This window comes from Spirosoma koreense, assembly GCF_054777875.1.
In genome coordinates, this window is sequence record NZ_BAAHAC010000002.1 from 591,480 (window position 1) to 603,384 (window position 11,905).

At 52.6% G+C, this 11,905-nt stretch carries 9 protein-coding genes; 4 read left to right on the plus strand and 5 right to left on the minus strand.

The genetic code is table 11. From position 1 onward, the window contains the following. Positions 1 to 54: 54 nt before the first annotated feature. The 3 genes from ACYVC2_RS03025 to cobA form a co-directional block, all read right to left on the minus strand. Entirely contained in the window at positions 55 to 1,356 is a 1,302-nt protein-coding gene (locus tag ACYVC2_RS03025; protein ID WP_461100800.1) for a NarK family nitrate/nitrite MFS transporter, read from the minus strand. A 47-nt stretch (positions 1,357 to 1,403) separates the two neighbouring features. After that, positions 1,404 to 2,945: an alginate export family protein gene (locus ACYVC2_RS03030; protein ID WP_461100888.1), complete on the minus strand. Its 1,542-nt coding sequence runs from the start codon at positions 2,943 to 2,945 to the stop codon at positions 1,404 to 1,406. A gap of 344 nt (positions 2,946 to 3,289) precedes the next feature. Further along, positions 3,290 to 4,048, minus strand: coding sequence for a uroporphyrinogen-III C-methyltransferase (cobA, locus tag ACYVC2_RS03035; protein WP_461100801.1), 759 nt, complete (start codon positions 4,046 to 4,048; stop codon positions 3,290 to 3,292). A 279-nt stretch (positions 4,049 to 4,327) separates the two neighbouring features. Between cobA and nirB the strand changes: the two genes are divergently transcribed. The 4 genes from nirB (at position 4,328) to ACYVC2_RS03055 (ending at position 9,595) form a co-directional block, all read left to right on the plus strand. After that, positions 4,328 to 6,847 carry a nitrite reductase large subunit NirB gene (gene nirB, locus ACYVC2_RS03040; protein ID WP_461100802.1) on the plus strand — a complete coding sequence of 840 codons (2,520 nt, stop codon included), beginning with the start codon at positions 4,328 to 4,330 and terminating at the stop codon, positions 6,845 to 6,847. 116 nt (positions 6,848 to 6,963) lie between these two features. Then, entirely contained in the window at positions 6,964 to 7,317 is a 354-nt protein-coding gene (gene nirD, locus ACYVC2_RS03045; RefSeq protein WP_461100803.1) for a nitrite reductase small subunit NirD, read from the plus strand. Between the two features lie 110 nt (positions 7,318 to 7,427). Next, a complete protein-coding gene (locus ACYVC2_RS03050; protein WP_461100804.1) occupies positions 7,428 to 8,906 on the plus strand; it encodes an ATP-binding protein in 1,479 nt (492 codons plus the stop codon). Between the two features lie 2 nt (positions 8,907 to 8,908). Further along, positions 8,909 to 9,595 (plus strand): response regulator, encoded by a 687-nt coding sequence (locus ACYVC2_RS03055; protein WP_461100805.1) that lies wholly within the window; start codon positions 8,909 to 8,911, stop codon positions 9,593 to 9,595. Here ACYVC2_RS03055 and ACYVC2_RS03060 read toward each other — a convergent pair. Both ACYVC2_RS03060 and ACYVC2_RS03065 read right to left on the minus strand, forming a co-directional pair. Then, positions 9,592 to 10,746, minus strand: a complete 1,155-nt coding sequence (locus ACYVC2_RS03060; RefSeq protein ID WP_461100806.1) for an acyltransferase family protein — start codon at positions 10,744 to 10,746, stop codon at positions 9,592 to 9,594. The two genes, ACYVC2_RS03055 and ACYVC2_RS03060, sit on opposite strands and share 4 nt — an antisense overlap. 47 nt (positions 10,747 to 10,793) lie before the next feature. Further along, on the minus strand, positions 10,794 to 11,543 hold the full coding sequence (locus tag ACYVC2_RS03065) for a hypothetical protein (RefSeq protein WP_461100807.1): 750 nt from the start codon (positions 11,541 to 11,543) through the stop codon (positions 10,794 to 10,796). Positions 11,544 to 11,905: the final 362 nt, after the last annotated feature.

The following is an 11,905-nucleotide window of genomic DNA, read 5'->3' on the forward strand; positions in this document are numbered from 1 at the left end:
AATCCTAACTATCAGCACATTTCTCATTATTAATTTTACATTATCCATTTAAATTCAAGCTGTTTGCAATTCGGCTTCGGCGGGTTCGACCACAACGGCTTTCCCAAAGTTGACCAGGAATAAGGTTAGACCGACAACGGCGACAAGGCAACCGATGTACAGAAACGCCTGACTATAGGAGATTGACTGCGATTTGAACAGGAATCCCATCAGCATGCCGCCAACGTTGCCACCCGCACCGACAATACCGGAAATGGCACCGACGGCTTTCGGATTCACAAACGGCACAATCGCGTACGTTCCTCCGTTCGACATTTTCAGGAACAGGGCGAAGGTGATCATCGACACAATGGCCATGGGCAGGCTACCTGCCTGCGCAAACAGCATAATGCCGAGGCCTTCCAGCAACAACATTCCCGCCAGCAGAATCCCTTTCCCCCGCATCCCGTATCGGTTACCGACCCGGTCGGCCACGATACCGCCAAGCGCACGGGCAAAAATGTTCATTCCGCCGAAGAGCATAGCCCAGAAACCAGCCTGCGTTTCTTCCAGCTTGAAATTGTCGAAGAAATACAGCGCGGCTACGCCATCGAAGGTAATTTCCATACCGAAGCAGCAACCGTAGGCCAGCGCCAGCGCCCACACGCGAATATCGGCGCAGGCTTTCCAGAAACTCACTTTCTCACCTTTTGCCTCCGAACGGTCGATCTCATCGAAGTTGCCGTCTGGCGTATCTTTCGTATAGCGGTAATACACAAACGCCATGACGAGCATCAACAACCCGGGCACGATCATCGCTAAGCGCCAGGCTTCGGGCTTCGTATAACCGAACCCGACGATAGCCGCCATGATCAGCGGCATCACCACCTGGGTTATACCTCCGCCCAGGTTACCCCAGCCGCCGGCTACGGCATTGGCAGTTCCTTTGATTTTCGGGGCAAACATCATGGACGTATGAAACTGTGTAATCACGAACGATGCGCCGATGGTGCCTATCGCCAACCGGAACAGCAGAAACGTGGTGTAATCGTGGGCTAAGCCGACGAGCATAACCGGCAGCGAACCCAATACGAGCAATACCGTATAAGTTTTGCGTGGCCCCCAGGTATCGCACAGTTTACCCACTAACAGCCGCGCAAAAATGGTGGCCGATACGGCAGCAATGATCGTATTGCCCACTTGCGGCTTGGTCAGGCCCAGGTCGGCCCGGATGGCCGGCATCAGGGGCGCCAGCCCAAACCAGCCGAAAAAACAAACAAAGAAGGTAAGCCACGTGATGTGGAAGGTACGCATCTGAATACCCTTGAAGCTGAGGACGTTCAGCGATTCGAGTGGCTTATTGACAGGTAGGTTCATGTTGGCTACGTTTTAAGGGATTAAAAATTCGGGTTGATTGAATCGCTTTACTTCGTTGTGGTTTTGCCCGCGAAAAAATCCGGACGAATGTTGATCATCAGATAAGCCCAGGTACCGATTTTATCTTTCTGGTTCATGGTTCCCTGTTTCGTGTATTCCAGGGTATTGGTGCCGTTCATGATCGCATAGCCCGCTTCGACGGTTGTAAATTTGTTGAGCGCGTATGTCGCCACCAGGTCGTATTCCACACCTAGTTTGCTGCTCAGCGGAGTCGACACGGGCACATCGGGCATTTTGTTGAAGGTCGTACTGGCCAGGGCAAAGTAATGCACGTCGAAGGTTGTGGTCAGGCGCTTACCGGTGTATTTGAACTTCAGGTAGGCATCCTGCAAACCGCCCGTGGGCGAACCCGTACCGGCGTAGAAGTAGTCCATCAGCCCCCAGAATTTATGCGGTGTACCGTACAATGGGTCGAATCGATTGGTCTCGCCCGATCTGATGGTTGCGTCATTGTTTCCCGATAACACTTCGTAGCCTGGACCCGCACTCAGTGCCCCTTTTTGAATCGTCAGGTTAGCCCCGTAATGATGGGCCTGTCTGATCTGAAGGCCATCGCGGTCTCTACCGTTTTGCCAGTAGCCAAATGCCTGCCAGAGAAGCTGCGTTGGTTTGGCCGGAGCGCCCAACTGGCCCGTCAGCATGGCTCCGTAGGTTACGCGCGAATAAGTACCCAGCTGATCATAACGGCGCCCATATACGTAACCGGTCGTTGCGGTGCCAATCGAGTCGATCCGGTACTTCTGAAAATCGTCTTTGAAAACCAGCGCCGAAAATTTCGTCCGGTTGAATTTCCGGGTTAGATACGCCATTTGAAACGACTTGAATTGCTGGTTCTGTCCATTGGTGCTGATCGCATTCGTCACCACGGGCGCACCACCTTTACCCGACGTCGGCAAAAACCCGGCAGGTATACTTAGGGTGACGTTCTGCGTCGAGAGTGCTGACGTGGGCACATTGGCGGGCGTATAGTACGTACCTGCTACCCCAAACGCATCGGTATTCTGATTGAATCCAAACCCCAGATCCAGCGCCCAGCCTTTGTGCTGCGCTTTGAGCAGAGCTGCATCGAACCGACGTGCCTGCTGGAGCCAGTCCAGGTTACCGATTAGCCGGGAGTCATCATAGATCATCTCCTGACGGCCAATTTTTAAAGATAAATAGTCGATCGCTTTTGATTGAATCGTTGAATCGGCGCGGTTCAGCAGTACCAGATCGGCCCAGGCTTCATGTACCATCAGCCGGTTACCATCAGCATTGGAAATGGTGGAGGCATCCTGCCCCCAGACGCGCACATCCTGAATAGCCAGACCAAAGGTGACTCGGTCCCATTTATATCCGAAGGTGAGCCGGGCGCGCTGCGAGGTAAACGCTGCCATCGGCGCCCCTTTCACCGGCAGATTCCCGAGTCCGTTACGTAATTCGGTGCGCGTACGAAGCTGCCCAACCAGGGACATTTGCGCCACCAGCTTCGGTTGTATACTCAGCAGGAGCGCTCCCAACAGCGCGAGACGTGTAAGGTAAATTTTCATCATGGTAGGTGATTATCACGCGGGTGGTCGGCTGCAGCCGTGGAAACCCGTGCTTATGTATCATTGCCGCGGGTGGAAACCCGCGTTACACAAGAGCTTAAACCGTGTTGGCAATAACCTCCCTGACCACACAAATCAGTGCAGCTCAGTTTGGTATCGAGAAAAGAAGCAGCTATTGGGCGATGAGAAGCAGAATGCTTGAATGGAAGCGGGCCCAACCAGAGCGAAAGGCAGATTTGCTTTACGTGTGTTTTTTCATTTCCTTTGATGTGTTTGTGTTTTTCGCATAGACAACCCCTGTTTAGCCGGTCCAAAGGTGCCCCCACACCGGATCGGCTTTTTTGTTAGCAGGCCATTGAAACGCTGCGCAGGCATTCGGCCAGATAAGACGGATGCAAAGCTACGACTTCGCCAATGACCAGCACCGCCGGCGCCCCCACGCCCTGCTCGGCCAGTAACTGCGGCATGTTCCAGACCTGGCCCAGTACGCAGTGCTCGTCGGCCCGCGTGCCGTTCTGTACGACGGCCATAGGCAGATGACCACGGCCTGCCTGGCAGTAGAGCGCGCAAATCTCCGCTACTTTACCAAGACCCATCAGCACTACGACCGTAGCTTTCGACTGAACCGCTAGCTGCAGATCGTCTGAAAGCTCATCGGTGCGCGTTGTGCCGGTTATAACCCAGAAACTCTCGCTTACCCCCCGGCTTGTCACCGGTATCCCCTGTGAAGCCGGTACCGCAATGCTGCTCGACACGCCCGGTACCACCGTACACGAAATGCCGTACTGACGAGCGTAGTCCATTTCTTCGAAGCCCCGCCCGAACACGTACGAGTCTCCGCCTTTCAGCCGAACCACATGTCCGTGTTCCTGCGCCAGCCGCACGATCAACGTATTGATTTCTTCCTGCGGAAAGGAGGTTTTACCCGCCCGCTTACCAACGTAGATTTTCAGCGCGTACTCCGGCGCAAAATCCAGCAAAGAGTCATTAGCAAGATCGTCGTACAATACGACATCGGCTTGCCGAAGCGCCCTGATCCCTTTCAAGGTGATCAATTCGCCGTCGCCGGGACCCGCCCCCACGAGTGTAAGCTTTGGCTTCATACAGGTGCTGCTTAAAATTGATAAATAGTGATAATGTACTATTTATAGTTAAATACAACTATTTGGTATCTGAGGTCAAAATTAGGGGTGATATTCTTAAAAACAAGTCTTTTTCGAAAAAATATATCTCATTATTAACTTCAAACCGAATATAACGTTAGGAAATAAGAAAAACGACCTTTACTTTTGACATGTCTTTTTCGGGGGAAATAAGACGTATTTCTTAAATTAATACAATATTTAAACGGGGTTTTCACAATGTTATAGTTACAATTAACTATGAACACACACACAAACACGCGTGTCGTTGTTATTGGCAATGGCATGGTCGGCTACAAATTCTGCGAAAAATTAGTAGCCAAAGAAAAAAGTGGACGGCGCTTTTCACTGACGGTTTTTGGGGAAGAACCGCGTGTAGCGTACGACCGCGTCCACTTGAGCGCCTATTTTGCGGGCAAAACGGCAGAGGATCTGACTCTCGCGCCCGCCAGTTGGTATACCGACAACGGGATCAATCTGTATCTGACTGACCCAGTCGTCGACATCGACCGGGAACAGAAGCAGGTGCGCTCACACCACGGGGTCGTAGTATCTTATGATTACCTCATACTGGCAACCGGGTCAGGGGCGTTTGTACCACCGGTTGCGGGTGTAGAGAAAGACGGCGTGTTTGTCTACCGCACCATCGAAGACCTCGACCTCATTCAGTCGTACGCGCGTAAGGCTCGAAACGGGGCGGTGTTAGGCGGAGGGCTACTGGGGCTGGAGGCTGCCAAAGCCTTGCTCGACCTGGGTCTGGAAGAAGCCCATGTGGTCGAGTTTGCTCCCCGGCTGATGCCCCGGCAAATCGACGACGCAGGTTCGGGAATTCTGCAGCAGCAACTGGAGTCACTAGGCCTGAAGATTCACCTGTCGAAAAGCACGCAGGAAATTACAGGTCAGGACGTAATTACGGGTATGCAGTTCGCCGACGGTTCTCATTTGGCCGTCGACATGCTGGTGATTTCGGCGGGTATCCGTCCGCGCGATGAACTGGCGAAAGCGGCTGGGCTCGATACGCATCCGCGTGGAGGTATTCTCGTCGATAACTACCTGCAAACCTCCGACCCATCGATTTTCGCCATTGGCGAATGCGCCGTAGCGCACCACATGATCTACGGGCTGGTGGCACCGGGCTACGAAATGGCCGACGCCGTCGCATCGAGGCTGGTGGGCGAGCCGAAAGAGTTCAAGCCGTTCGACATGTCGACCAAGCTGAAGCTGATCGGCACGGATGTCGGTAGTTTCGGCGATCCGTTTGCCGCCGAGCCGGTCTGCCGGACCATCGTCTATGAAAATAAGGCGAAAGGAGTTTATAAGCGAATCAACGTATCGGCCGATGGCAAACACTTGCTGGGCGGTATTTTGGTAGGCGACGCCGAGCAGTATAATATGCTGCTGCAGACATGCAAGAATAAAACCATTCTCCCACCCGACCCGGAAGACATTATTCTAGGGTCGCGGGGGGGCGACGAAGCGGGAGCCGGGGTCATGAGTCTGCCCGACGATGCGCTGATCTGCTCCTGCGAAGCCATCACTAAAGCGGCACTCTGCCATGAAATTGGCGAAAAAGGGCATAATACCGTCGATGCGATTAAAAAAGCGACGAAAGCCTGTACCGGCTGTGGCGGTTGTACGCCAATGGTAAAAGACCTGATCCAGGGCGTAATGAAGGCCAAAGGCGTCTACGTGCGCAACATCATCTGCGAACATTTCGATTATACGCGTCAGGAACTGCTCGATCTGGTGAAGATGAACAGCCTGAAAACATACACCGACGTTTTGAATCAGCTCGGCCAAGGCGATGGCTGCGAAGTTTGTAAACCGGCGGTTGCTAATATTCTGGCGGGTCTCTGGAACGAGAACATTCTAAAGCAGGACCGCGCGCCCATTCAGGACTCGAACGATCGCTTTCTGGCAAATATTCAACGTGGGGGTACGTATTCGGTCGTGCCCCGCGTGGCAGGGGGCGAAATCTCTCCTGAGAAACTGATTGTTCTGGGTCAGGTCGCTCAGAAATACGGGCTTTACACCAAAATTACGGGCGGTCAGCGAATCGATCTCTTTGGTGCGCACGTCGGCGATTTGCCAAAAATCTGGGAGGAGCTGATCGAAGCCGGTTTCGAAAGTGGCCACGCCTACGGAAAATCGTTGCGGACGGTGAAAAGCTGCGTCGGTACGACCTGGTGCCGGTATGGAGTACAGGACTCGGTCACGTTTGCAATCGAGCTGGAGAACCGGTACAAGGGCCTGCGGTCGCCCCACAAGCTCAAGTCGGGTGTATCGGGCTGTACGCGCGAGTGTGCCGAAGCACAAAGCAAAGATTTCGGAATCATCGCTACGGAAAAAGGCTGGAACGTGTATGTCTGCGGTAACGGTGGTACCAAACCACAGCATGCTCAGCTTCTGGCTTCCGATGTCGATAAAGAAACCTGTATCAAGTTGCTCGATCGCTTCCTGATGTTTTACGTAAAAACCGCTGATCCACTCACCCGCACAGCCACCTGGCTAAATAAAATGGACGGTGGCATGACCTATCTCAAAGCAGTCATTCTCGACGATGTGCTGGGTATCGGTGCCGATCTGGAACGCGAAATGCAGTTGATTGTCGATACCTACGCTTGTGAATGGAAGGAAGTAGTCGAGAATCCGGAGTTGCGGAAACGGTTTACGCACTTCGTCAACGCACCGGAAGTGAAAGACCCGACGGTTCAGTTCGAGCCCCTGCGCGACCAGATCCGGGCGAAAGAGTGGGCTTAAGCGCGTGTTGTTTATCGTCATTTTCTGTCATGCACAGGCATTTATTGTGGTAGTATCCAATGACAATAAAGACCATGCATGACAGAAAATGTCACCATCCAAAAACAGTTCAATCCATGGAATTTCTTGCTATCGATACAGAAAAACGGACCTGGCACGCAGCCTGCCGGGTCGATGATGTTCCGGAAGACGGAGGAGCCTGCGCCCTGATCGAAGGGCGGCAGATCGCTATTTTCAACTTTACCCGTCGGGGCGAGTGGTACGCCACCGATAACGAATGCCCACACCGGCAGCAGATGGCACTCGGCCGGGGCATGATCGGTAGCCAGGGCGAAGAACCTAAAGTGGCCTGCCCGTTCCATAAACGGACGTTCTCGATGAAAACGGGGCAGTGTCTGAACGATGAGGGGTATCAGATCAAGACCTTCCCGATTAAAGTCGAGCAAGGAATTGTATACATTGGCGTTTGATCCGCTCTTATTCCGGTCGCTGGAAACCGCTTTACTCTGATACAGCGGCCGGAGTATTCTAAATAGTATTAATTTAAGCCGTAACCAACCGCCTAATCAAGGCTCAGCGTGTGCATCAGCTCGATCAGCAGGTAGCCCGTCGGTTAACCCGATTTTATATCCTGGCGCTTACGGTCATCGCCGTATTGTCGCTGAGCGGGCTTTTGTTTATCCGGCAAACGATCCGAAACCATTACGACGACAGCCGCGTGGTGAACGTGGCGGGTCGGCAGCGGATGCTCAGCCAGCGCCTGACAAAGCTGGCGCTACTGCGAGCTACGGGGCTTTCGGCCGCCGATACCGTTTCGTTCGATTCGTTACTGCAGACCTGGAGCCAGACGCACATTCAGTTGCGCAACGGGACCCTGCGGATGGAGAAAGACTATACAGTCCGGAAGAGTCATACGCTGGACAGCATGTTTACCCGAATCGAGCCGTTTTTTCAGTCTATTTTTCTAAGCTTTAGAGCGGTAAATAGTTCGGGCGCAACGGACGCCGACCGCCAAAATGCGTTGCGAGTTATTCTGCGGGATGAGCTGCCGTTTGTTCAGCAGATGAACGACATCGTATTTCAGTTCGATACCGAAAGTTTTGAGCGCGTCGAAGCCCTCGAACGAATCGAATGGATTTTGGCGGCCGCCACGTTACTGACGCTGCTGATCGAAGGATTGTTTGTTTTCAGACCTGTAGTTGGTTATACCCAGAATGTGGTGCGCCGACTGGCCAGGTCGGAAAACGATTTACAAACGGCCAACAATCGGTTGGCCATTACCAATCATGAACTCGGAGCAACGAACCAGAATCTGGCGGCCTCGAACCGCAAGCTGGTAGAAACTCAGGCCGAGCTGTTGAAAACGACGGAGGAGAAGTATGAGCTGCAACGAGCCGAAGACCGGATTCGGTCGGCGGGTTTGCTCGAAGGCCAGGAAGAAGAACGGCGCCGGTTTGCGCGCGAGCTGCACGACGGCATCGGCCAGATGCTGACGGGTCTGAAACTGCACGCAGAAAAGCTGAAGTCGACCGCGGTGCTGGATGAAAAACAACGCGTGCGATTCGGCGAATTATGCGATCTTATCTACGACACTATTCAGACAACCAGGCAGATATCCTATAATTTAATGCCATCAACTTTGAGTGATTTTGGTTTAGGCGCTACCTTGCACTTACTGGCTGAACAAACGGGCCGTTCGTCGGGACTAACCATCATTTTCGATGGGAATCGCGATGCAAAACGCTTAAGTCCGGCGGTAGAAATCGGCCTGTACCGAATTGCTCAGGAAGCGCTGCATAATGCCGTCAAATACGCTGGAGCCCAGACCATCCGCATCGCTCTGCAACAGGACGACCGAAAGCTGGCGCTGGTCATCGAAGACGATGGAAAAGGATTTACGTTAAAGACAGGTGCCAAAAGTGGAGAGCCTCTGCCGGCCACCAACGGTCTTGAAAACATGCGCACCCGCGCACGCTTACTCGACGGGGAGCTGACGATTCGGTCGAAGCTTAAAAAAGGAACAATGGTTAAGGTAACCATCAATCTATCAGATGATTAGCTATGTCGATACGCATTCTTGTGGCCGATGATCACTCGGTTGTCCGGAAAGGAATTCGGATGCTGCTGGAAGACGAAGCCGATATTCAGATCGTGGGAGAAGCCGCTGATGGCGACGAGGCCATCGATATGCTGGCCAGTATCGAGCCCGATGTGCTGTTGTTAGACATTACCATGCCCCGTATGTCGGGCATCGATGCGCTCAAAGTCGTTTCGCAGCGCTATCCAAAAATCCGGACACTGATGTTCAGCATGCATAACAACCCCGAGTATATTCTGAAAGCCGTGCAGCACGGTGCAGCGGGTTATTTGCTGAAGGATACGGGTCAGGAGGAAATTCTGAAGGCCGTTCGTAGTGTCGTCAAAGGCGATCTGTATTATCCACCCAACGCGTCTTCGGTCATTATTCAGCATATGATTTTACCGAACCAGACGACCCAAAAACCAGTGACGTTGCCAGGCCCCAGACCCACTTCGGTCTGGCATAAAATTACCTCCCGGGAAGCTCAGATCCTGACCTGCCTGATCAATGGCATGAGTAGCCCCGAAATTGCCGAGCGCTTCGGCATTAGTCCGAATACCGTCGCGAATCAGCGGGCAAGCATCATCCGGAAAGCAGGCGTCAAGAATACCGTAGACCTGATTCGCATTGCGCTGGAAGAGAAAAACCGCCAAAGCGGCATCGGCTAAACTTTGATAATCACATTTTTTCGATACATCCACCACAGGATTACCGCCCAGATCAATACAAACGTCAGGGCTCCGGCCAGCGATGCATTTCGGGGATCGGCGAACGGCGGGGCAATAAACGTTCGATACAGATATTCTTTCGAGCCCACTTCAGTTCCATCCGGCTGGGTCACGTGAATCAGGTTCATGATGCGGGGAATCAGTCCCGACAGAAAGAAAACGGTGATGGCATTGACACCGAAGGCTACAATGGGCAACACCGCCCGCCGATATTGATTTACGTCGATCAGCCAATAGCACAGCGCGAGCCCTAGCATCGCCAGTCCACCCGCCAGTAAAACGTAAGAACTGGTCCAGAGGGCTTTATTGATCGGAAAGAAGCTGTCCCAGATCAGGCCCGCCAGCGTTGTCAGACAGCCGACCGCAAAAAGCCAGGCAATTTTTTCAGCAACTCCGCGATCAGTTCGTAACCAGGTGCCGGTTAGCATCCCAAGCAGGCCTGTACCGATAGCCGGGAGCGTACTCAATAAGCCTTCGGGGTCCCAAACTTTAGCAACTTTGTAGACGTGCGCCGGTGTGATGATCGTCCGGTCGAGCCAGGCCGCCAGATTGGTTGTCGGTTCGAGGTTAGCGAATCCCACACCCGGCACCGGAACTGTCGTCATTAGCAGCCAATAGCCAACGAGCAAGCCACAGAGGATATACAGCTGCTGCCGTGGACTGGTTTTCAGAAAAATAAGTGAACAGATCAGATAAATAACCGCGATTCGTTGCAGCACCCCCGGAATCCGAACGGTCGAGATGTCGAACTTTGGGAAGAAATTCAGAAAGAACCCCAGCAGAAACAGCGTAGCACTTCGCTTCACAATTTTCCCAACAATCCCTGACGCACCACGCTTCGCCCCCAGTGCAAACGTAATCGACACGCCCACGATGAAGAGGAAGAACGGGAAAATTAGGTCCGTGGGCGTCCAGCCATTCCAGGCAGCGTGTTCAAGCGGGGCATAGATATGGCCCCAATCGCCGGGGTTATTCACCAGCACCATAGCGGCTACAGTCAGCCCACGGAAAAAATCAAGTGAAAGCAGTCGACCCGACGTGATGTTGGAGTCTTTTTTGCTGACAGAGCGCGATAAAGCAGCGGGTTGCATGAGCTTCAGGAAGGTTTTCCCGAAGATACAACGGAGCAGACAAGCAATCAACTAAACACCTGCGCCAGCTTCCGCTCCAGGTCTTTTTCCAGTTTCAGCAAGCCTTCGGCATTAGGCAAATAGGTCAACGCCCGGTGATGCCGCAGATCGAACGGAATGTCGCTTACAGACTGTGTGATCGGGATCACCAGTTTGCCTAGTGTGTGCGCTACACCCGTTTCGTAAAACACGTTGGGGTTTCGGTCGGTGAAATCGGTTAAGACCGCTTTGGAGGTAAAGATCAGATCGAACACGTCCTGAATCAGGATGCTGTTGTCCCAGATATCGTCGGCCCGCTTGCAATCGATGCCCAGTTTGGCGCACACGTTGCGAATAGCGTTATAGGTTCCTGAAAATTTACTCTCGAACGGCATCATCACCGACAGCACATTTGTTTCGACAGGCTTATTCGGAATCCGGAATACATCGGGCGCAAACGTGATGACCCGCTCCGGTGCAACGGCCTGAACCGTCGAAACAAATTCCGGCGCTTCCTGAACACCCTGTTCCAGAGCCGCTTTCTTCGCTTCGACAAACCGTTCTATTTCGTACAGATTGCTATTACTTTCATTGATGAGCTTCGACAGCACCTGTAAGCTATTGCCCTCATAATCATCGTCTTTAAAATCCAGACTTCGCAGAAGCCGGGGGTGGTCTTCGATCAATTCGAGGTTATCCGTCAGGTAAGCCAGCTTGATCCAGTCCGACTTCGTAAAGTAGTCCCGGATAAATTCGTGCAGGGCAAATAACCGAAGCATTTTTTGTCTGTTAGGGCTGATCATCGAAAGGCGTTGGAAGCGTAATAACGTCTATTTTATAATACAACTACAATAGTATTCAATTTTTGTATTATAATAAATAAAGTGTGAAGAATTTGTTCCGTATCGCGGACTTTAGTCCGCTTTGTGGTAGATAAAAAGCGGGCTAAAGCGGCTGAGCTAGTCAGGTTGCCCGCGCTGGCAGGTGTCCAGAATATGATCGACACGTGCGAAGGGACGTTTGTGTTCGTCGTAAAGCAGCTTAGCGTTGTTATTTGCCTTATCAACTCGGGAAAGCGCCAATGCTTTCTCTTCCTGTAAGCGTTCATAAACCTTTTTAGAAATAGCTCCCTTTAGGTTGA

Excerpts from the sequence above, each read along its gene's own strand:
- ACYVC2_RS03025 (WP_461100800.1), bottom strand. The coding sequence starts at position 1,356 with ATGAACCTACCTGTCAATAAGCCACTCGAATCGCTGAACGTCCTCAGC.
- ACYVC2_RS03030 (WP_461100888.1), bottom strand. The coding sequence starts at position 2,945 with ATGAAAATTTACCTTACACGTCTCGCGCTGTTGGGAGCGCTCCTGCTG.
- cobA (WP_461100801.1), bottom strand. The coding sequence starts at position 4,048 with ATGAAGCCAAAGCTTACACTCGTGGGGGCGGGTCCCGGCGACGGCGAA.
- nirB (WP_461100802.1), top strand. The coding sequence starts at position 4,328 with ATGAACACACACACAAACACGCGTGTCGTTGTTATTGGCAATGGCATG.
- nirD (WP_461100803.1), top strand. The coding sequence starts at position 6,964 with ATGGAATTTCTTGCTATCGATACAGAAAAACGGACCTGGCACGCAGCC.
- ACYVC2_RS03055 (WP_461100805.1), top strand. The coding sequence starts at position 8,909 with ATGTCGATACGCATTCTTGTGGCCGATGATCACTCGGTTGTCCGGAAA.
- ACYVC2_RS03060 (WP_461100806.1), bottom strand. The coding sequence starts at position 10,746 with ATGCAACCCGCTGCTTTATCGCGCTCTGTCAGCAAAAAAGACTCCAAC.
- ACYVC2_RS03065 (WP_461100807.1), bottom strand. The coding sequence starts at position 11,543 with ATGCTTCGGTTATTTGCCCTGCACGAATTTATCCGGGACTACTTTACG.